The organism is Paenibacillus sp. MY03 (assembly GCF_002165585.1).
In the GTDB taxonomy this organism is placed as follows: Bacteria; Bacillota; Bacilli; order Paenibacillales; family Paenibacillaceae; genus Pristimantibacillus; species Pristimantibacillus agaridevorans.
In genome coordinates this window covers 27,519-50,619 of the sequence record NZ_MXQD01000011.1, presented here as the reverse complement: position 1 = coordinate 50,619, position 23,101 = coordinate 27,519, and the positions used below count along the sequence as shown (strand labels likewise).

The window sequence follows — 23,101 nt, the reverse complement described above, 5'->3', positions numbered from 1 at the left end:
TTTTAGCTCCTAACGTTGTGGGGTGTGGTGGAACTGCGTTCCATATCATTCCGAGTCGCGTTTGTATCTGCTACCTGCCATCATTTGCCATCAACGTCCAATAAGCAAAAAAAGCAAATGCAAATACGCTTAGTCGCGCATCACACTTGCTTTGATATCATCACCAATTAAAAAGCTCGGGGCTGTCTTATTACATCAGTAATAAACAGACTTCGGTAAGGAAGCTCTTTAATATTCGGATATATCATCATTTGATCAGAGTCTATATAGCAAATAATCACTTTTACCACTCTTATTGACCGTTTCACAAGTTGATGTGCGGATGCACAGGTTGTAAAGTAACCAACTTATAAAATTTGAGCTTTTAACTCAATCAATAAGGCAACTAAAGTTGCCAATCGGCATTTGACCCGGCTGTCCGTATGGCCTTAACTCCCCCGATGGGTTGTGGTCAAAAATTATCTGCTTCAATGATCAGGATATATTGAATATCGGCTTTCTCACTTCCACTAGGATATATTATCACAAAAATCGCAATAAGCAATAGGTAATTCCAAAAAAAAATTACTCCAGGTTTTGGAGAAGGACTATAGCCGGTTATACGGAATATAGAACGTTATGAAAAAACACCATGTCATCCTTACGATCTTCGTTTTTGTATCCCTACTGACGGCTGGCCGTCTTGTTTGGCTCGATCTGTTTAAGCCTTCCGAGCAGCCTTACGCTGTAAACGGAAGGCTTGATTTGCATGGCTGGAAAGCGGCGTCCGCTGGAACGATTACCCTGGATGGGGAGTGGGAATTTTATCCGGGCCTGTTTCTCATGTCCCAGGAGCAGGCCCGTCGGCCATTATCCGAATCCGCGATTAAGGTTGGCATTCCCTCGGACTGGAATGAGTGGGTGCGAACTGGCATACAGACGCCCTACGGGTTTGGAAGTTACCGTCTGACAATCGAGGTCGATGACCCGGATGAGGTATACAGCATTCATGTGCCTAGCGCCCGCACTTCGTCGGAGCTGTATATTAACGGCAGGCGGATGGCCTCTTCCGGTCGTCCGGCGAGTACGGAGCAGGAGTATCGGGCGGAAAATTTGCCCTACACCGCGACCTTTATGGCGGACGAGCAACGTACAATCGAGCTGGTCATTCAGGTTGCCAATTATTCCGACCCGCGAAGCGGCGGACTTGTGCGATCGCTTAAATTTGGAACAGACGAAGCGATCTATCGTGAAAGGCAGCTCTCCCTGGCGACACAATATTTGATCGCCGCTGCGCTTATCATGCAGGCAGCTTACCTGATCATCTTTTTTATGATCGAACGGAAGCCATTTTGGTTATATTTTGCCCTCGTTATTTTAAGTTATACCACCATCATGTTAAACAGCAGCGATGATAAATTATTGCATCAATGGGTGCAGATTTCCTATGCCTGGGGCTACAAAATTTTATGTCTGTCCCTAACCGTATTGATGTATTCGCTGCTCCGAATGACCATCGATCAGATGTCAGCGGCATGGCGGGTTCCTGTCATGCGAGTCTACAGTGTGTTGGCCGTCATCGGCCTCGTTGCAAGCATTGCGTTGCCGCCCCAGAACAGCGATGCCTTGCAGTACGCTATCTTTCTGTGCGCTGCGCCGGTGATCTTGATTCTAACCGTGTCGGCGCTACGCAAGTCGGTGCGGGGCATGACAAACAGTTTGCTGCAATTTCTGGCTTATTTGGCGTTTGCCAATCAAATATTTTGGTGGCTGTTATTAATCTATACCGGTACCAAAACCATGTCGTACCCCTTTGATCTGATTTTGGCTATGATTCTGTTATCTTCGATCTGGATTAAGCGCTACTACGTCATGTATACCGAGCAGAGGGAGCTTGCCGCGAAGCTGGAAGAGATCAACCGGAGAAAAGATGAGTTTTTGGCCAATACGTCCCATGAGCTGCGCAATCCGCTGCATGGGATGATCAGCATGTCCCAGGTTGTGTTGGAGCGCGAGAGGGAGATCATCAGCGATACCAGCATCCACGAATTGGATACGATCTTGAAAGTCGGTCGTCGAATGTCGCTTATGCTGCATGATCTGCTCGACACTGAACGATTGAAGGATAACAGTCTACGGCTTCAGTTAACAGGTGTTGCTCTGCAGCCGGTCGTCAATGGAGTAATAGACATGGTTCGATTTATAGCTGACGGCAAACCGATTATTATAAAAAATCAAGTGTCCGAAGAGTTCCCGAACATTCTGGCCGATGAGAACCGTCTCATTCAGATATTATTTAATTTGCTTCATAATGCAGTGAAGTTCACGCACCAAGGCGAGATCGTTGTAGGGGCGCATACGGAAAAGAACAGAGCGGTTATCACCGTATCGGATACAGGCGTGGGCATGGATAAGGAGATACTGCCTCGAATCTTTGAGCCCTACGAGCAAGCCGCAATAAACGGCTATGAGGGCGGCTTCGGCCTCGGGCTGAGCATATGCAAACAGCTGGTTGAAATTCATGGAGGATCGATCGAGGTGCACTCCGTTCCCGATCAAGGCTCTCGGTTTATTTTTACGATGGCGCTTGATCACGGCGATGAGGCAAAGGGGGCTGGTACACAGACCGCGCTTGCCAGCTTGGTTTCTGTCCGGAAAGCGAATCAGGAATATGGGAAACCGATCGACTTTGTTCCAACTATAAATGCAGAAACGGTCCAGGCGCAGCCGACCACACGCAATATGACGGATAGGCCCCGCATACTGGCTGTAGACGACGACTCTTTGAACTTGAAGGTGCTCGTATCCCTGCTTTCCGTCGATGCGTATGAGGTAACGACCGTTACAAATGGTGACGACGCCTTGGCGCTGCTTCTGAAACGGTCATGGGATCTTGTCATTACAGACATTATGATGCCGAGAATGACAGGGTACGAGCTTACGCGGCGAATACGAGAGCGATATACGATGTCTGATCTGCCAGTGCTGGTACTGACTGCTCGTACAAGGCCGGAGGATATTGAGCAAGGCTTCCTGGCAGGCGCCAATGATTATGTCACCAAGCCGGTTAATGCCAGAGAGTTGCGCGTCAGAGTGCAGGCTCTGACTGAGCTCACCAGCTCGTCGCGAGAACGTATTCGCATGGAGGTGGCGTGGCTGCAGGCGCAAATCGAGCCTCATTTTTTCTTCAACACTTTAAATTCGATTGCCGCCTTGCATGCGGTTGATCCCGGGCAGATGCTGCTGCTGATTGAACATTTGGCCAATTATTTGCGAGAAAAGTTCAAGTTCCAGAGTGTTGGCGATTTGGTCAGTTTGAGAGATGAGCTCAAGCTGGTGCGCTCCTACTTGTTCATCGAGCAGACCAGATTTGACTGGTTGCGCGTGGAATGGGAGATAGAAGACGGTCTGGAGCTGCGAATTCCGCCTTATTCGATTCAGCCTCTTGTGGAGAATGCGATCCGTCACGGTTTGATAAGGCGCAGAGAAAACGCTACGGTTCGGATCAAGATCGCAAAGCAAGAAGACGGAGTCGTAATATCGGTTATCGACAACGGAATAGGTATGGAGAAGGAAAAAGCGGATGTCCTGCTGAAATCCGGTGCCGGCCAAGGTATCGCTTTGCGCAATATAGACCTTCGGCTTAATCGGTTGTACGGAGCCGGTCTTAACATTGTTAGCGAACCGGGTGTGGGGACGACTGTATCTTTTAAAATATAGGAAAGAAAGTACAACATTTCGCCACGCTTCTTTCTCTATATTCTTGGAATGAAACTTTCCGCGCCGCCAAAGGACGGCGTAGCCGTTCCACCTTGCCTACAAGAAAGCATGGGAGTTCGCTCATGCTTTCTCCATACGTTTCTCCGAAACGGAACGATAGTGTCTGTAGGAGGACACTGCAGTCATAGTAAGTCATAGTAAGTCGTAGCAAGTCGTAGCAATTTGTAACAAGGCATTGCAAGTCGTGGCAAGTCGTAAAAAGCCATTGCAAGTCATTAAGAGAATAGAGGGAAAATCTCCCTCTAATCTCGCTTCTATACCGGATTTTGCGGCTTTAAGGGGAAATCCTCCCTTTATTCTCCATCAAATGGACGTCTGACCTCAAGTCCACTTGATTTAGAGGGAGAATTTCCCTCTAACACTTCAAAGAACCGAAAGGCTAGTAAATTAAAGGGAGCTTTTCCTCTTATTTACAACAAAAGTATTAAAAGTTGCCGAGTTTGCCTTGAATGGGAAATTCTTATTACGATAAAACTTACCTCATACTTCTGAAGCGGTTTTGCTTTGCAAAGCCGGGGGTCGTTCATCTTCGAGAGGCCGAGGGTAGAGGTTTTCTCAAAATATAAGGAAGTATAAGTTTTTTTATACTTGGCATCTATTTCTCGGAATGAAACTTTCTGCGCCGCCAAAGGACGGCGACAGTCGTTTCGCCTTGTCGTACGCAAATCAAAAAACAGCCCGAAAATCCTGCAACAGGATTTTCGGGCTGTTTGGCCAAATATCGGAAAGTATATGATTTCGCCATACTTTCTCTATATTTCTCGGAAAGTAACGCGCCGCCGCCAAAGGACGACGACAGCCGTTTCACCGTGGCTCGGCAGGCATCAGCCTGTCCGATTAAGCTTTGTTGGAAGATCCGAATTCTCTGATCTTGCCGATAACCGTTTGTTTGATGGCTTCGCGGCCCGGGCCGATGAATTTACGCGGATCGTAAACTTCGCCGTCAGCAGCTAGAACCTTGCGAACAGCCGCAGTGAACTCCATTTGGTTCTCGGTGTTTACATTGATCTTAGCCGTGCCAAGAGAGATAGATTTTTTGATATGATCCGTCGGGATGCCAGTGCCGCCATGAAGCACGAGCGGAAGTTTGATCACTTGGCAGATTTCTTCCATTTCTTTAAAGCCCAGGTTCGGCTCGCCTTTGTAAGGACCGTGCACGGAGCCCAGCGCGGGAGCGAGGCAATCGATGCCCGTACGTTGAACAAGCTCGAAGCACTCCTTCGGATCCGCATAAATTACGCCGTCAGCGATAACGTCGTCTTCTTGTCCGCCAACAACGCCCAACTCGGCTTCAACGGAAACGCCTTTGGAATGCGCGTATTCAACGACTTTTTTTGTCGTCTCGACGTTTTCTTCGAACGGGTGGTGGGAAGCATCGATCATAACGGAAGTGAAGCCTGCGTCGATAGCCGCTTTACACTTCTCGAAGCTGGAGCCGTGGTCGAGGTGGATAGCGACCGGAACCGTGATTTTGGATTCTTCGATCAGGGCGCTAACGATAGCCGTAACGACCTTGAAGCCGCCCATATATTTGGCCGCGCCTTCGGATACGCCGAGGATTACCGGAGATTGCTCGGATTGAGCAGCGTCGAGGATCGCTTGCGTCCACTCCAGGTTGTTGATATTGAACTGTCCTACCGCGTAACCTTCTTTAAGCGCTTTGTTCAGCATGTCCTTCATGGATTCCAATGCCATTGTTGATTGCCTCCTACATTGTGTTTTTTAGATCATTGCTCTATGGTCTTGCCGCACTTCCCGATCGGGATACGGTCTGCGGGATCCTTCTTCAGCTTAGTCTCTTCCTCATTGGCATGTTTGCATACCAGCGCGCTAACAAACCAGGCAGTTCCCGGCAGGCTCGTCTTCCAATCTCCTGTCCAATTGTCATTCAATTGTTTATTATACATGATCTCTGCAAATTTAGCCGCAGTTCAGCGTGAAAAAACAAGCATTTCCCTGTAATTTTTGTGTCGGAGCATGTGTAAGCGTTAACTTTAGGTAAATAAAGGATGCAGGAGGTTGCGGCCGTATGAATTTTGTAAAGATGTGCTGGCTAGACGGCAGAAGGTTAAATAGAAAAGGCACCCGTAGGCGTGATGCTTCTGCTCGAAGCGTCCAACGTACGGGTGCCTGTTTCATGCCTTCCATTGTTGATGCAAAGCTTACTTCCGCTCAATAGACAGGTCTACTGCCCGAAGCAAGGCGACCAGCGCCTCGGCAAAGGTTGTCGTTCCTGCCGGCTTGAACTCATTGCCGCCGCGGCCCTTGAGCACGCCTTGTTGGTTCAAGGCGTATACGCTGTCTCTGGCCCAGGCCGGCAGCGTCTTGTCGTCGGCGAACAGCGGCGCAGAAGGAGCGGCGCCTGCCGACAACTTTAACGCCCGTGCCAGCATGACGGCCAGCTGCGCGCGCGTCACTTCACCCTGCGGCCGGAAGCTGCCATCCTCGTAGCCGGTAATGATGCCGGCTTGCACCGCTGCGGCAATGGCGCTCTTTTGCGCTTTGCCCAGGCTATTTAAGTCGGCGAAAGGCGCGGAGTCCGACGATGTCTCAAGGCCTAGCGCACGAACCAGCAGCTGTACCAAATCCGCTCTGCTGATGGGCTGGTTGGGATTAAAAGAGGGGCCGGCATCCGCCGCGTTCCATATCTTCAGCTCGGCGGCCCGTGTCAATTCTGCCTTGGCCCAATGGCCGGAGATAGCTTCGAGAACATCCTTCGTCCGTTCGTCAAGCGACTCAGACTCCGGCTCGTCGCTCACCGGCTCGGGCTCATCGTCAGACGTCCCCGTGCCCGGATCACCGTTGCCTGATCCGCTGCCGCTGCCTGGCGTGCCCGTCCCCGGATCGCCGTTGCCGGGACCGTCGTCGCCGCCGCCTGGCGTGCCTGTGCCCGGATCGCCGTTGCCCGGTCCTTCGCCGCCTGGCTCTCCCGTACCGGGGTCGACTTCTCCGTTTTTCTCCGTGCCGTAGATCACAACCTCGGTTATGCTGTTCCATCTGTTAATCGTATTCCCGGAGCCCGAGATCCGAATAAATCTTGCCTTGGCATTTTCAAGGGCAAATGGCTCCAGTTCAGTGAATCGGCTGGAGCTTTGCCCGTCGAACAGCGTGCTCCACGTTTCGCCGTCGTCAGAGCCTTCGATTTGGAAGATGGTCGACCGGATGGCGGACTGGTAGAAGGCGATGGAGATCTGCGACAGCTCCTTGCTTGCGCCCAGATCATATTGAATCCACTGCTCTCCCTCCGCCGACCAACGTGTGACGAAATCGTTATCTATCGTATTTTCCGCCACGTTGATGCCATCCACGCCGCTGGCTAGCACGCCGACCGTCGCAATCCGGTAATCCTTCATTGGATCTTTGTAATCGCAGCCGCCCTCGTCCAGCTCGCACATGTCGGAGCGAAGAGCGGATATTTTCACATCGTCATACCAGACGTAGGAGTCGTGCGCAGGCGCATAGCTCTCGGTAGCCCCTCCGTAGAAGGAGGAGAAATAAGCCTTGTCGACTTTATCGGTATTGGTCACAAATCGCAAGCCCGTCACTTTCGTCACCGAAAAGCCGTTGTACCAGATCTCGATCTCTCCGTCGGGATTCGCCTCGCCGTTCGTGACGGTATTGACCTTCAGCCGTTGCACGATATTAAACCACTCGCCCTTTGGATAATAGATCGGCGAGCCGTTGTAATAAGTCAGATCGGCTTCGGCGCCATACCCCGAGTTGCCCATGGAATAAATATAGACGGCCGCTTGTCCGTCCTTCCGCCAGATAAGGCGCGAGCTGAAGCCGTTCTCGCCCGTGCAGATCTGACCTCCCGAGCAGGAGGTTCCGACCCCGCCTGCCAAGCCGATGCCCAGCTTGCCGCCGAATTGCGTCGTGCCCCAACTAAAGTTTTCGTCGAATCTCACCCAATAGGACAAATAATATTCATCGGCAGGTTGAAATTCGAATGGAGCCTGATACCCCGAATCCGTCGGGCCGATCTTGCCTGCGGGATACAGAACCTTAAGCGATTTAAAACCGCTATGGCTGACCTCGTCATCGACAATGCTTCTGTCATTGCCAAGCAGCCATGGAGCCGTCCAATCGGCCTTCTCCCAATCCTCCAGGCCGTATTCCTGCCCGGCCTTCCCCGATTCAAAAGAATTTTCAAGCGGCGCGGCCGCAGCTGTTGCGGCTCCCAGAACGAATAATAACCCAATGACGATTCCCAGCGTTTTTGCCTTCATTGACTTACCTCCCTGAATTCGACTCGTTTTTGCGGCTTTCGGGCTTCCTGTTTCTTGCCCCCCCTTCGCTTAAGCCTCGTATGTTACGTTGGTGCGGATACGCACGGTCATAGAGATGACCTTACAAGGAGGGTACCGCCCCACTGATTGCCCGTCCATTTACCGATCTTCCAATCATTGTCTTATTTTAAGAAAGCGGAAGTTGTTATTTATTACGATTGTTTGCGATTTCGTAAAGAGCTGTTATGATGCGTCGCGGTCCCCATGCCCGACTGTCTTGGTCGACGGTTGGAGCACGAAAAAGACGGCTTAACCCCGAATTTCGACCGTTGAGTCCAAAAGTATATTAAATGGTTTGATTCCGGATTAAATTGGGAAGGAAGCAGAGTTGAGACGGAGGTGCCTCTATGAAGAGAGGAATAAAGATATTAGCCGGTGTAGTTGCGCTGGCTCTCATTGGTTATGGCGTACTGGCTATCATGAACAGGCCCATATCCAGGGAGGCCGTTAACGCCAAGATCCAAAAGCGCCTGAACGAGCTGGTGGAAGACGATCCGTTGTTGTCCAGCGTCCTATTGACGATTTACTCCAATGAGACGGGTTACTTCGGACAGTTTGCGGCGGGCACCAAAAATCACGACACGGAGGAGCCCGTTCATGTCGATGTTCCCTATCATTCCGCCAGCATCGGCAAAACGATGTGCGCCGCGATCTTTGGCAAGCTGGTTGACGAAGGCATCGTCAGTTTTGACGATTCCATCGATACGTGGCTGTCGCAGGATACGCTTGAGGGATTATTTGTAATAGAAGGAGTGGATTACAGCCATGAAGTTTCATTGAGGCAGCTGCTGAGTCATACTTCGGGAATCGCGGATTACTTCGAAGGACCTGTCTTTAGAGGGGAGACGATGTTGGAGCGTATAGCCAAAAACCCGGACGAAACGTTTACTCCGCAGACCCTGATTGCTTTTACGAGAGATAACCAGCAGCCTGTCGGCCGGCCGGGACAGCAATTCCATTATTCGGATACCGGATACATTTTGCTCGGTCTCATACTGGAAACCATTGAAGGCAAGCCGTATTCGGACATCCTGGCCGAGCAAATATTTCGTCCCTTGGGTATGGACGACAGCTACCTGATGCTCCATCATGGCGACCCGTCCGATATCATCGGAATTTATATCAACGGCATTGATTATAGCGGCAAAAAGGCATTATCGGTTGATTGGGCCGGCGGCGGCATTGTTACTACAATGAAGGACTTGTTACTGTTCATGAGGGCGCTGGAAGCGGGGGATATCGTGTCCGAGAACGTGTATGGCGAAATGAGCGACTTTGCACACAAGTACGAGAAGGGGATTTATTACGGTCTGGGCATGATGTATTTCGACTTTAGCGAGCTGTCGTTTCTACTGGGTTCCATGACCGATTTGTATGGCGGCGTAGGCGCGACGGGGACCTTTATGTTCTATGACGAGAAGAAGGACACCTACTATATGGCCAACTTCGGCTCGCTTGATTACGCCGAGAAGGGAATAGAAGAACTGGTAAAAATAAGAATGATATATGATAGAATGAGAGTGGATTAATCGACGTGCATGCTGTTATATAGGAGACTCGGGATGGTTCAATTAGTATGTTCGGATAAGGTGTACGAAAAATTAAGTCGGGAGTTGTCCAGGAACCAAATCGAGATAAACCCGAACAGCGATTGGGCGCTGGTCGAGAAGGGGTATGAAATCCCGGGCGACAAGCTTTGCATCGTATTCGACGGTATCGACTATATGGATGTCATCCGGCTTCTGGTCTCCGGGATTCGGGAGAACGAGCTGAAAACGGATACCCTTGCCGGTATCAGCGAAAATAAATATGCGGTTATGGAGCCGAAGGATGTCAGATATTTGGAAGCAGGCTCTGACGGCATTGTGGCATGCACAAAAACCAACCGATATCACATTCGGGAGACGCTGCAGTATTACGAGAACGTATGGGCAGCCAAAGGGTTTATACGGATCAATAAATCGCAGCTTGTCAATCTGCTGCATGTCAAAGAAATCATTCCTTGGTTTAATTCCAGATATATGCTGAGAATGGACAATGGCGCCGAATTGGAAGTATCCAAGATGTTCTCGAAGAAGCTTAGGCACACACTCAACCTATAGGGGAAACGATATGGAAAATATGAACCTGGCAAACGTAATAAAATCGTTTTTTCTCGGTATCGGCATTGGCATAGCGCTGCTTATGTATAACCATGAGGCCGTTCCAAGCGACGTTAGGCTGATCAGCGTATTAGCCAGCGGGAGCATCGGTTTCCTCATTGGATTCATGACAGAGTGGCTGACGGCGATGCTTCCCATTAGTTTGGCCAAAGCCCGAACCTATTTTTTTATCAATAACCTGATTGCCGTTATCGTGGCTGCTTTCTTTATGGCATTATTAATGATTTTCCCGGGCAGTAGCGTGGATGATAAGGGAGAGCTTGTGCCTGTTTTGGGAATTGTGCTCGGCGTTATATGCGCAGCCAATCTATTCGACTACCTAATGTATAGGAGAACGCAAAGAAAATTGCAATCGTATAAGTCGCAGATGCAGGACAATTGACTTCAATTCAAATGATTTGTATGCTTTGCATAAAGATCGTAACCGCATGCTTTGGAAAAAAGATTTCTAAAAGTATCCATCATTTTATCGCAAAATGATTGTATTTACGCGCGGGTTTGTTAAGCGAAGTTTAACTCATAAACTGGCAAGCATAATTCCGTAAACAGAGAAGCCGGAAATTTGGTGATTGTGTCCTTCGCCAGATTTTCCGGCTTCGTTCGTATCTACTGATTTTGTCAGATGACAAATGGCTTAATGGACCTTTTGCAGCTTATCCCTGTTTGCGAATCGTATTCGGAGAACAACCGAATTGGCGCGTAAATGCGCGGGTGTACGAATAGATATCGGGATAGCCGACGGACAAGGCTATTTCAGTTACGGACAATGAACTTTCCAGAAGTAATTTCTTGCCCTGTTCAAGCCTTGTCTTTATTAAATATTCGGAAGGCGGCATGCCGACTTCCTTGGTGAAAATTTTTGACAGGTACGTTCGGTGCAGGCCTACATACTTCGCCAGATCATCCACGGTGATTTTTTCCGTATAATAGGCATGGATGAAATCCAGGCACTTGCTTACCCATTCGCTTTGCGATTGAGTATAACTTGAACGAGCGTCGGGCAGCAGCTTGCTGAATATACGATACATCAGACTGTACATCGTCATCAGATGTTTACGGCTGTCTCCCTTGCACCACTGAAAAATTTGCTGCAGCAACAACTCCATGTCTTTATCCACTGTGCCCCTCTGATAGGGCTGTTCTTCGGAAAAACCAATCATCGACAATATTTGCCGGGCCTGGTGCCCGTCGAATGTGATCCATGTCATTCGAAGAGGATGCTCTGATTTCACAATTTGATAGGAATAGATCGTATCCGGGAATTTACAAAACATGTCTCTTTTGCCTAACACGACTTTCTCTCCGTTATAGACAAATTCAACATTTCCTTCATGGATGAAATGAATGTTGCAATAGGGAGTTTGACGCGGCCCGTTCCGATAATTGGGCTTTGCGATGTTAGTTCCAATACGGACAGGCCATACACCGCCGAGCTCGGCAAAACCATCCGGCTTGTAGTACCACAAATCTATAAACTCCACGGGTGTTTCCTGCATATGGCGCCGCCTCCCACAAGGGCTATTTGAACAAACTACTAAATGCTAAAAACAGACTACTTGTTGACATTTCCTGCTTAGAATAAGTGCGTTATGATTTAGAAGGGTTAAACGATAGTGATTATAAGGGGTTTGTAAATTTCTTATTAATTTATGTTAAGATTTTTTGAATGGAAAAAGGTGCTTGGTTTAGGGTGATTGAGGACGATAAGACAAAAGTCGAACGGAATGAGAGAATGCGTATTAAACATTTCTACAGCGTTAAAGACGTGCATTCGCTCTCTGATACCGGATCCGCGTGATTGACTAATATTTTCTTTTAAATTTATAACAGCGTTTACATTTCGTTAATAAAGCAAGCGATTAAATTGCCGAATGAACGTGAACAACAGGGAGGTGTAAGCATTCATCAAGGTAGTTCTTTATGAATGACAAGCTTTATCAAAGGATATTGCATATTGCGCAAACGGTCAATCGTTTGGGACGGAGGGAAGCTATTGAGCAGAGGATCATTGGCCAAATGGTCGGTTAAACCGTATCTATATATCTTGCCTATGGTTGTCATCTTTGGGGTGTTTAGCGTATATCCCATGCTACGCACCGTATTTTTATCATTTATGGAAACGAACGCTATCGCGACCCAAATGCAATTTGTCGGTCTTGGCAACTATTCGGACATGACTTCGGACAGGCACTTCTGGAGAGTTGTAGGGAACACGGCCATTTACGGCTTCTCCCAGGTCATTCTCACCTTGGGGCTGGGGCTGCTGTTTGCGGCGGTGGCCAACAGCAATATGGTTAAATTCCGCACTTTATTCCGGCTGTCGGCCTTTTACCCCTATGTGTTGCCCATCGCGGTGGCCGCTATGGTGTGGATCTATCTGTACAATCCTTCTCGCGGCGCCATTAACCTGCTGCTGGACCACCGCATCCAGTGGCTGAATAGCTATGAATACGCCCTGATTGCACTCATTATCGTCTCGGTATGGAAATCGCTAGGATTCAGCTTTTTGCTGATTTTGGCGGGGATGCAGAACATCTCCAAGGAGTATTACGAGGCTGCGGCGCTTGAAACAAACAACCATGTCAAACGTTATTTCATGCTCACACTGCCTATGCTGATGCCCACGCTGTTTGTCGTGTGTCTATTGTGCGTCACCAGCAGCTTCCAATCTATGGATCTCGTCGCGATTATGACCCAGGGCGGTCCGGGCCATTCCTCCAATGTGCTGATGTATTACATCTATCAGGAAGGCATCATCAATCGACGTCTTGGTTACGGCAGTGCCATGAGCACGATATTTCTGCTGGTATTAGTTGCGTTCACAATCGTTTATCTGAAGTTTGGCGAGAGGAGGGTGGAGTATGAGCGCTAAAGCAACAAATGTTGATTGGGACAAAAGCGGCGCGGCGGCCAAACGCAAAAAAATCGCAGCCACTGTGATCGTTAACGCCATTATTCTCGTTGTCAGTCTTTTGTTCCTGTTGCCCTTGGTATGGATCATCATCACCAGTATGAAAGACCAGATGGACGTGCTGAAGCAGCCGCTCGCCATTATCCCGTCGGAGTTTATGTTTGTGGAGAATATGAAGGAGGTGTTGCGCCGCGCGCCCTGGGGTGTTTTTTACAAAAACACGATCATCGTGGCGGTGGGAGTCTTGGTGGCCCAGCTTTGTATCAGCATTCCGGCGGCTTACGCCTTTGCCAGCTTTAAATTCAAGTTCATGAGCTTTTTCTACCTGTTTGTGCTGGCGCGGCTGCTGGTTTCTCCGGAAAGCCTGCTGTTGCCCAACTACCTTACCATCAACGGATTGAATCTGTACAACACCCTGCTTGGCATTGCTCTTCCAAGCATTGCCTCGGCCATTGCCATCATCATATTTCGCGGAGCGTTTCTGGAGATACCAGCCGCACTGAAAGACAGTGCACGCATCGACGGCTGCGGCGACTTCAGGTACATGCTGGTGATAGGCATTCCTACAATAAAATCTCGTATTATCGCGTTTTCGATCACATCACTGGTGTATCAATGGGACAATTATTTCTGGCCCATGGTCATCACCGAATCGGTGCAAAAGCGTACCCTCGCCGTGGGCATGGCCTACTTTGGCATTCAGGCGGAAAGCGCCTCGGAATGGGGACTGACCATGGCGGCGGCGATTCTGGTCGTTTTGCCTCTCTTAGTGGCCTTTGTGTTTTTCCAGCGGCAACTGGTGGACAGTTTCGTCACCTCGGGCATCAAGTAGCCGGCCATTAATAAAGCCCGGGATCTGCGATGCCTGTAACTTGTATTATGCACGTTGGCGTGTGTAATAAAATACCGAATGGAGGAAATCATTCATGAAGAAAAGTTCCTTGGAAAAAAACAGAAGGTTTTCACTGCTCAGCACCTTGTTGTCCCTGACGCTCGTTTTTCTGGCGGGGTGCGGTGACGGCAATTCTGTCGACTCGTCCACGAAATCCCCAAGTGACGGCAAAGCGGTTGAACTGGTCTATTATTTCCCTACACAGACCTCGGGACCATTGGCCGTAGCTATGGAGGAGATTGTGAAAGAATTCAACGCGGCGAATACCGGAGTCCGCGTGACCGCCACCTTCACCGGCAACTACGATGAAACCATGCAGAAGACCTTGACGGCCATCTCTGGCGGCAATGCCCCGAATGTGGTTCTCAGCGGCTACAGTCTCTCCAACCTGCTCAGCATTGAAGCGCTGGTGGATCTGAACACTCTGATCGCCAAAGAGCCGAAGGACTTCCTGGACGATTATATACCGGGCTTCTTCACATTATTCGAATACCCTGGCGATGTGCTGTACGGCATGCCTTTCCAGCACAGCGGCACGATTATGTATTATAACAAAGATATCTTTAAAGCCGCAGGCCTGGACCCCGAGAACCCTCCTGCAAGCTGGAGCGAGTTGAAAGCGGCCACCGAGGCGATCAAAGCCCACGATGCCAGCCTTATACCCTTTGAGTTTATGGGCGACAATTGGATGACCGAGGCTCTTGCGCTCTCCAACGGCGGCGGCGTTCATCAGGATATGGACACCATGTCCCTTGACAATCCCGAACTCATCGAAACCGTCTCTTTTTTCAAAGGTCTGATGGACTCCGGCCTGGCCGAGGATAACACCAGTTACGGCGGCGCAGCGGAGAATTTCCTGGCCGAGAGCACCGCTATTATGACCAACTCCAGCGGCTCTTTGGGCAATGTGTCCAAAACCGCGACTTTCGACTGGGGCATTGCCAAACTTCCTTCTGGCGACGGCAAAGACCCCGTTGCCCTCTTGGGCGGAGGCGGCTTCATCATCATCGACGAGCACCCTCAGGAAAAGATAGATGCCAGCTGGGAGTTTGTGAAATACATGACCAGTCCGGAAGTTTCCGCCAAATGGATGCTTGCCAGCGGGTACTTCGGGCCTCGTCAATCTGCCTATGAGCTGCCCGAGATGAAGGCCATGTATGAGGAGAAGCCTCAGTTCGCCACGACATTAGAGTTACTTCCGATCTTGAGGAGCCCTTTCATGATCACAAGTCATTTCGCCGAAGTGTCCAACACCTTCAAGTTGGCGCTGGATGAGAGTTATCTGAACAATGCCGACATCACTGCAACGCTTCAGAAGGCACAGAAAGAAGCTCAAGCCTTTTTGGACAAATGATAATGAATTGAAATGATATGAAATGACGGAAACCAGCCTCGGGATTCTGGGACTGGTTTTTGTTGTTACAAGCGGCCCGGTCACAAACCCACGATCGAAGGAGCAATGAGATGGAACCGTTTAGCTTTGGTCTATTGGCAGACATACAATATGCAGACCGCCCCATGCGGATGGGGCGGTATTACCGGAACGCCCTGGGTAAAACGCGTCAATGCATGGATAAGTTCAACGGCATGTCGGTGGATTTTTGCGTACACCTGGGAGACCTCATCGACTGGCCCGATCGGCCGGACAAAGGCCGGGAGGCACTGGCCGCCATCATGCCGGTGATGCGCGAATTTCGCGGTCCCATGTATTATCTGTTGGGTAATCACGATGTAGACTCGGTGCCTAGCGCCGAACTGGCCGCATGGTTTGAGATGCCGGGCGGACAAACCTGGTATTCCTTCGATCATAAGGGCGTGCACTTCGTTGCGTTAGACTGCAACTTCAACGCTCAGGGCGTACCCTACCGGCCGGAGGCGAACAAATGGGACGAATGTTACCTGCCACATCCTCAACTACGTTGGCTAGAGGCTGATTTGGCGGCGGCGCAATCGGACGTCGTGGTGTTGATGGTGCACGCGCTGCTGGATGATCTCGAGGACCCCCATGTGATCAAGAACGCCCCCGAGGTGCGCCGCATACTGGAAAACTGCAATAAATCCGTGGTGGTGCTTCAGGGACATATGCACACCGGGCATGAGAGCGTGAAGAACGGCATTGGCTATCACACGTTGCGGTCGATTGTGGACGGACGAACCCGCACCTGTTATTGGGTGGTGGAGGTAGGCCCAGGCGGCATAACAGCCGCGGTGTATGACAGCACACGCAACAATGGACGACCCACTCGGCGAGTATTACTCGAGTATGAATAAGTTAGCTGGAAGATACTTGGATATTAATTCAAATGTGGCTTCATGAATGGCTAATCGAGGAGGAAATTATTATGAATAATAAGTTGATCTCCATTCTGCTCACGGGTTTCTTGATTCTTACGCTATTCCCATCAGCCCCGGCATCGGCCAATGCTCTCGAATCTCAGGAAGGAGCCTTGCTGTATCAGGCAAATTTCAATGATTCTATCTGGGGATTCAGGAGTAAAGCCGACTTGCGAACGCCAGATGTAGCTGTGTCACAGGACGGTTCTTCGGTGACGATTGCCGGAGCCGCGGGATCCGGGTACTTATGGGGCGGTGAAATTCCGAATATGCCGCTTAAGAACAATAATTATACGGTCGAGTTTTCGATTACCCGAAGTACTAATGAAGCTTCGGGAAGCGCGGGCGTCCATACCTTTAACGATTCGCAGAACCTTAACGGCAACGGCGCTTTATCTTATGGCTTTCATACCTTCGGTTCCAGACAGATGTATGTGGCACGGTATCAAATCGGCAGTCGCGAACAAGGTCCTGAAGGTTATCGTTTTGTTACTTATCCGGACAAGGATACTGTTATCGATCAAGACGGAAGAGCGACCCAATACTTTAAGTATGAGGTAGACGGAGAAACAGGCGTAATCTCCTGTTATATAAGATCGGGCGGCATTTATAAATTTGTCGGGGCTACCCCTGTTTTGGATTTTGGCACCGAGAATTTATCGATGATACTGTTTACATTCGGCACCGACGTTTTTGTGAGGCTTAATGACGTAAAGGTATACGAGGGCTTGTTGGTTAGGGGCGGCATAACGCCTGTTGAAAACGGCGAGCTGCTGCTTGATCTATCGGATTTAACGCAGCCTGCAACCGGCGCGCAGGGGGCAGTATATACGCCAGGTATCTCGCACCAATCTTCCGCTGACATGGCGACCTATTCTTATGACGCGGTTGAAGGCGCGACGATATCGACTTCTAATAAAAGCGTCGTAGGCGAAACGTTATACGGACACTATGTTGCGAACCAAGCTTTATTCGGGGGCTATACCAATCTCTCTCTTAACTCTCGATCCAAATATACCATAACGTATCAAAATAAAATGCCTGTGGACGCAGGTACCGGGCTTCGAATAAGCACCAACGGTTCTTATGTAAGTTCGGCCGGCTTCGAGGACAATCCCGAGGGTAAAGGCACCCTATTGTATGGACAGAATCCTAACGGTTACGCGTCCTACGTCGATTATGACGACGCTATGAAGCAGGATGGCAGTATTTATGTTGACAATGGCTTCAATAATGTGGCTCTTGAAATCGACGGCTATCAGATGACCGTTTACATCAACGGAGTCAAGCTTCTTACTGGGGATGTAGGCAAACCGCTGCAAAGACATCTTGAATCCGGATATACCAGCGATGTCCTTGCCTTGGCTATTCAAGATGTCTTTGCCGATACCACCGCTCCGGGTACGGTAAAGTCCGCCATAAAAAACATCAAGGTATACGCCGGTCTTATCATGCAGGACACCGAGGACGAAGACACATGGGACAGCGGCATTTCGGACTATACCATTAATGGCAATCCGATCACGGCATATAAAATCGTCTACGACTCGAAATTGGTTTTTTCAAAGGAAGCGGCAAACAACGTGCGCGACATGCTCCTGAATAAAACAGGGGCGAATTTAGAGATTTTGCCCGATTCCGAACCGGAAAGCAGCTATGAAATCCTTGTGGGAAGCACATCAAGACAGGCAAGCCGAGACGTTTATACGGCGTACGACAGGCCCAATGTTTATTACACCATTAAGCCCGTGGGAGATAAGCTTCTTATCGTAAGCCAAGGCAAGATGTCGGCGGACAAGGCGGAAGACGCATTTGAAGGTTATATGAACGGACTGAGCGGCTTGGAAATAGGAACCGGCCTGGATCTGTCCGGAGATTGCAAAGTTGAGGCGTTTGCGGTGTCTCCCGTCGATACGAACATGAAAGTGATGCAAAGCAATATCTTATTCCCTTCGCCGGAGTTCGTGAACGGCTATTCATTCCAGAAACGCGCAGAACTGGCAGCGGATATCTACCTTGCGACATTGCCGGACATCATTACCTTCAATGAATATTTAAATGATATATCCTATCGGATTACGGACTTAATTAAAGATTATTATACGATTGATAAGGCTCCTTTCGAGAACGTATACGACTTGTCAGGACTGGATGACCCGAGACTAGGGTCCTATCATGAAACTCCGATCGCATACCGTACCGGAAAATATGAGGTCATCGACTCGGGTTACAGGCTTTACGGCGGGGAGCTTGTGTACTTTCATCACCATACATGGGGATTGTTTAAGGAACTGGCGACAGACCGCGTCTTCCTTGTCTCGAACAACCATTATGGCGATCAGTCAATGCCGGGAGGAAAGTTTACATTCTTTGCCGAGCAAACGATCCATAGAGTGAACGAATTGCTGGCTAAGTTCGGAGAGATTCCCGTTATCCTTAGTGGAGACTGGTACTTCTGGAAAGGTCATGCGCCTTATGATCTTGTCACCCAGAACGGATATTTAGATGCGACCGACAACGCACAAGTCCAGTACACCCCGGGATACGGTACATTCCATACTGTTGGCATCGGAGAGACACACAGGGTCAATGAAGATCTGATTTTCTATCATCCAAGCCATTTTACCGCCCTGACTCATAGGGTATATGTAAACGATAGCGCAATTAATGCTTCCGACCATTATCCGGTACTTGTTGACTTGAAGTTCAATGCATACCAGGTTTTCTACGACGCAAACGGCGGGACAGGCGCACCGGCGTCGCAGATGAAGCACAGCGGCGTCAACCTTAGTCTGTCGGGGGGGATCCCGACCCGCGCGGGCTATTCCTTTGACGGGTGGGATACCGACAGCTTGGGAACAACCAGGGTATACGATCCGACGCAAGTCTATACGGCGGACTCCAGCGTCATCTTGTACGCGGTATGGAAGCCGATCGTTCCCACGACGATAGAGGATGGCTATTATTTCATCACGAACAATACTGACGCAACCAATATAAGCGTAGCCGACTCGAATAACGGCACCCCGTTCACAACCGCCGCGAAGGGAACGGTCAGCTCCAAGGAGCAGATCTTTCTATTCCAGCGGCAGAGCGACGGCTCTTACATGATCACCAATTCCCTCACCGGGAAGGTGATGGAGAACAAGGACGGCATCCATGTTCTGGCTAACCCGGTAGCCCAGAACGAAAGCAACGATACCGAGGCGCAGCGTTGGTGGATCGTCGAGAACGGTTCGAAATACAACCTGATCAACGCGGGAAGCGGTATATTCCTGGATATCAGCTCCAGTTCGGTCACGCCGGGGGCCAATATCTTGATGTGGTTCAACTCCGGAAGCGCGAACGGTCTCAACTTCGCCTTGAATCCGGCGGGATTATCCATACGATACGACGCAAACGGCGGAACGGGCGCGCCGGCGCCTCAGATGAAGGTTAGCGGCGTCAGCTTGAACCTGTCGGGGGAGATCCCGACCCGCGAGGGCTATTCCTTTGACGGGTGGGATACCAGCAGCGCGGGAACGACTAGAGTCTACCAGCCGAAACAGGTCTATGCGGCGGACTCCAGCGCCACCTTGTACGCCGTATGGAAGCCAATCGTTCCTGCGACAGTGGAGGACGGCTATTATTTCATCACCAACAACACCAATGCAACCAATATTAGCATAGCCGATTCGAACAACGGCACGCAGTTCACAACCGCCGCGAAGGGAACGGTAAACGCCAAGGAGCAAATATTCCTGTTCCAGCGGCAGAGCGACGGATCTTATAAGATAACCAATTCCCTCACCGGAAAGGTGATGGAGAACAAGGACGGCGTCAATGTTCTGAGCAATCCGGTTGCCCAGAACGAAAGCAACGATACCGCGGCGCAGCGTTGGTGGATCGTCGAGAACGGTACGAAATACAACTTGATCAATGCGGGAAGCGGTATATTCCTGGATATCAGCTCCAGTTCGGTCACGCCGGGGGCCAATATCTTAATGTGGTTCAACTCCGGAAGCGCGAACGGTCTCAACTTCGCCTTGAATCCGGCGGGATTGTCCATACGCTACGACGCAAACGGCGGAACGGGCGCGCCGGCGCCTCAGATGAAGGTTAGCGGCGTCAGCTTGAATCTGTCAGGGGAGATCCCGACCCGCGCGGGCCATTACTTTGACGGGTGGGATACCAGCAGCGCGGGAACGACTAGAGTCTACCAGCCGAAACAGGTCTATACGGCGGACTCCAGCGCCACCTTATACGCCGTATGGAAGCCGATCGTTCCTGCGACAGTGGAGGACGGCTATTATTTCATCACCAACAACACCAATGCAACTAATATTAGCATAGCCGATTCGAACAACGGCACGCAGTTCACAACCGCCGCGAAGGGAACGGTCAGCTCCAAGGAGCAAATATTCCTGTTCCAGCGGCAGAGAGACGGATCTTACAAGATCACCAATTCCCTCACCGGAAAGGTCATGGAGAATAAAAACGGCGTCAATGTTCTGAGCAATCCGGTTGCCCAGAACGAAAGCAACGATACAGCGGCGCAGCGTTGGTGGATCGTCCAGAACGGGACAAAATATAACTTAATCAACGCTGGTAGCGGTATATTCCTGGATATCAGCTCCAGTTCGGTCACGCCGGGGGCCAATATCTTAATGTGGTTCAACTCCGGAAGCGCGAACGGTCTTAACTTCGCCTTGAATCCGGCGGGATTGTCCATACGATACGACGCAAACGGCGGAACGGGCGCGCCGGCGCCTCAGATGAAGGTTAGCGGCGTCAGCTTGAACCTGTCGGGGGAGATCCCGACCCGCGAGGGCTATTCCTTTGACGGGTGGGATACCAGCAGCGCGGGAACGACTAGAGTCTACCAGCCGAAACAGGTCTATGCGGCGGACTCCAGCGCCACCTTGTACGCCGTATGGAAGCCAATCGTTCCTGCGACAGTGGAGGACGGCTATTATTTCATCACCAACAACACCAATGCAACCAATATTAGCATAGCCGATTCGAACAACGGCACGCAGTTCACAACCGCCGCGAAGGGAACGGTAAACGCCAAGGAGCAAATATTCCTGTTCCAGCGGCAGAGCGACGGATCTTATAAGATAACCAATTCCCTCACCGGAAAGGTGATGGAGAACAAGGACGGCGTCAATGTTCTGAGCAATCCGGTTGCCCAGAACGAAAGCAACGATACCGCGGCGCAGCGTTGGTGGATCGTCGAGAACGGTACGAAATACAACTTGATCAATGCTGGTAGCGGTATATTCCTGGATATCAGCTCCAGTTCGGTCACGCCGGGGGCCAATATCTTAATGTGGTTCAACTCCGGAAGCGCGAACGGTCTTAACTTCGCCTTGAATCCGGCGGGATTGTCCATACGCTACGACGCAAACGGCGGAACGGGCGCGCCGGCGCCTCAGATGAAGGTTAGCGGCGTCAGCTTGAATCTGTCAGGGGAGATCCCGACCCGCGCGGGCCATTACTTTGACGGGTGGGATACCAGCAGCGCGGGAACGACTAGAGTCTACCAGCCGAAACAGGTCTATACGGCGGACTCCAGCGCCACCTTATACGCCGTATGGAAGCCGATCGTTCCTGCGACAGTGGAGGACGGCTATTATTTCATCACCAACAACACCAATGCAACTAATATTAGCATAGCCGATTCGAACAACGGCACGCAGTTCACAACCGCCGCGAAGGGAACGGTCAGCTCCAAGGAGCAAATATTCCTGTTCCAGCGGCAGAGAGACGGATCTTACAAGATCACCAATTCCCTCACCGGAAAGGTCATGGAGAATAAAAACGGCGTCAATGTTCTGAGCAATCCGGTTGCCCAGAACGAAAGCAACGATACAGCGGCGCAGCGTTGGTGGATCGTCCAGAACGGGACAAAATATAACTTAATCAACGCTGGTAGCGGTATATTCCTGGATATCAGCTCCAGTTCGGTCACGCCGGGGGCCAATATCTTAATGTGGTTCAACTCCGGAAGCGCGAACGGTCTTAACTTCGCCTTGAATCCGGCGGGATTGTCCATACGCTACGACGCAAACGGCGGAACGGGCGCGCCTGCGCCGCAGATGAAGGTTAGCGGCGTCAACCTGACCCTGTCGGGGGAGATCCCGACCCGCGCGGGCTATTACTTTGACGGGTGGGATACCAACAGCGCGGGAACGACAAGAGTCTACCAGCCGAAACAGGCCTATACAGCAGACTCCGGCGCCACCTTGTACGCCGTATGGAAGCCGATCGTTCCTGTGAAAATACTAGACGCGTATTATTTCATCACGAACAACACCAACGCAACCAATATTAGCATAGCCGATTCGAACAACGGCACGCAGTTCAAAACTGCCGCAAAAGGAACGGTCAACGCCAAGGAGCAGATATACCTGTTCCAGCGGCAAAGCGACGGATCTTACAAAATCACCAATTTCCTCACCGGAAAGGTCATGGAGAATAAGAACGGCGTCAATGTTCTGAGCAATCCGGTTGCCCAGAACGAAAGCAACGATACAGCGGCACAGCGTTGGTGGATCGTCCAGAACGGGACAAAATATAACCTAATCAATGCTGGTAGCGGTTTATTCCTGGACATTGCCTCCAGTTCGGTTTCGCCAGGTGCCAATATCCTGATGTGGTTCAATTCCGGAAGCGTAAACGGCCTCAACTTTATTCTGAAACGCACATGATCGTACAGATGGGAACCCGCCAATACCCAGTCAATTATTTATTTCCATGATAATGAATGTAG

Annotated in this window: 13 protein-coding genes; 9 read left to right on the top strand and 4 right to left on the bottom strand. The window is 50.3% G+C overall.

Annotated features, from left to right (window positions below; genetic code table 11):
- Window positions 1-618: 618 nt before the first annotated feature.
- Window positions 619-3,699, top strand: coding sequence for a hybrid sensor histidine kinase/response regulator (locus B1748_RS12895; RefSeq protein ID WP_087568331.1), 3,081 nt, complete (start codon window positions 619-621; stop codon window positions 3,697-3,699).
- An 897-nt stretch (window positions 3,700-4,596) separates the two neighbouring features.
- Here the strand turns inward: B1748_RS12895 and B1748_RS12890 are convergent.
- From B1748_RS12890 to B1748_RS12880, 3 genes are all read right to left on the bottom strand, one after another.
- Entirely contained in the window at window positions 4,597-5,454 is an 858-nt protein-coding gene (locus B1748_RS12890; protein WP_087568330.1) for a class II fructose-bisphosphate aldolase, read from the bottom strand.
- A 32-nt stretch (window positions 5,455-5,486) separates the two neighbouring features.
- Window positions 5,487-5,666 (bottom strand): hypothetical protein, encoded by a 180-nt coding sequence (locus B1748_RS12885; RefSeq protein WP_087568329.1) that lies wholly within the window; start codon window positions 5,664-5,666, stop codon window positions 5,487-5,489.
- Between the two features lie 255 nt (window positions 5,667-5,921).
- Entirely contained in the window at window positions 5,922-7,988 is a 2,067-nt protein-coding gene (locus tag B1748_RS12880) for a polysaccharide lyase (protein WP_087568328.1), read from the bottom strand.
- 407 nt (window positions 7,989-8,395) lie between these two features.
- Between B1748_RS12880 and B1748_RS12875 the strand changes: the two genes are divergently transcribed.
- Genes B1748_RS12875 through B1748_RS12865 form a run of 3 tightly spaced genes read left to right on the top strand, consistent with a single transcriptional unit; the run spans window position 8,396 to window position 10,592 of the window.
- A complete protein-coding gene (locus tag B1748_RS12875; protein ID WP_087568327.1) occupies window positions 8,396-9,577 on the top strand; it encodes a serine hydrolase domain-containing protein in 1,182 nt (393 codons plus the stop codon).
- Between the two features lie 33 nt (window positions 9,578-9,610).
- A complete protein-coding gene (locus B1748_RS12870; RefSeq protein WP_087568326.1) occupies window positions 9,611-10,150 on the top strand; it encodes a LytTR family DNA-binding domain-containing protein in 540 nt (179 codons plus the stop codon).
- Window positions 10,151-10,160: 10 nt separating this feature from the next.
- The gene (locus tag B1748_RS12865) at window positions 10,161-10,592 is read left to right on the top strand and encodes a hypothetical protein (protein ID WP_087568325.1); all 432 of its coding nucleotides are present in this window, start codon (window positions 10,161-10,163) and stop codon (window positions 10,590-10,592) included.
- 271 nt (window positions 10,593-10,863) lie between these two features.
- Here B1748_RS12865 and B1748_RS12860 read toward each other — a convergent pair whose 3' ends face one another.
- On the bottom strand, window positions 10,864-11,706 hold the full coding sequence (locus tag B1748_RS12860) for an AraC family transcriptional regulator (protein WP_087568324.1): 843 nt from the start codon (window positions 11,704-11,706) through the stop codon (window positions 10,864-10,866).
- A 497-nt stretch (window positions 11,707-12,203) separates the two neighbouring features.
- Between B1748_RS12860 and B1748_RS12855 the strand changes: the two genes are divergently transcribed.
- The 5 genes from B1748_RS12855 to B1748_RS12835 all read left to right on the top strand — a co-directional run bounded on the left by B1748_RS12855 (window position 12,204) and on the right by B1748_RS12835 (window position 23,039).
- A complete protein-coding gene (locus tag B1748_RS12855) occupies window positions 12,204-13,082 on the top strand; it encodes a carbohydrate ABC transporter permease (protein WP_179215561.1) in 879 nt (292 codons plus the stop codon).
- The gene (locus B1748_RS12850) at window positions 13,072-13,953 is read left to right on the top strand and encodes a carbohydrate ABC transporter permease (protein ID WP_087568322.1); all 882 of its coding nucleotides are present in this window, start codon (window positions 13,072-13,074) and stop codon (window positions 13,951-13,953) included. Before B1748_RS12855 ends, B1748_RS12850 begins: the two co-directional genes overlap by 11 nt.
- Before the next feature lie 94 nt (window positions 13,954-14,047).
- Entirely contained in the window at window positions 14,048-15,367 is a 1,320-nt protein-coding gene (locus tag B1748_RS12845; RefSeq protein ID WP_087568321.1) for an ABC transporter substrate-binding protein, read from the top strand.
- A 110-nt stretch (window positions 15,368-15,477) separates the two neighbouring features.
- Window positions 15,478-16,284, top strand: a complete 807-nt coding sequence (locus B1748_RS12840) for a metallophosphoesterase (protein WP_087568320.1) — start codon at window positions 15,478-15,480, stop codon at window positions 16,282-16,284.
- Between the two features lie 71 nt (window positions 16,285-16,355).
- Window positions 16,356-23,039 carry an RICIN domain-containing protein gene (locus B1748_RS12835; protein WP_179215560.1) on the top strand — a complete coding sequence of 2,228 codons (6,684 nt, stop codon included), beginning with the start codon at window positions 16,356-16,358 and terminating at the stop codon, window positions 23,037-23,039.
- Window positions 23,040-23,101: the final 62 nt, after the last annotated feature.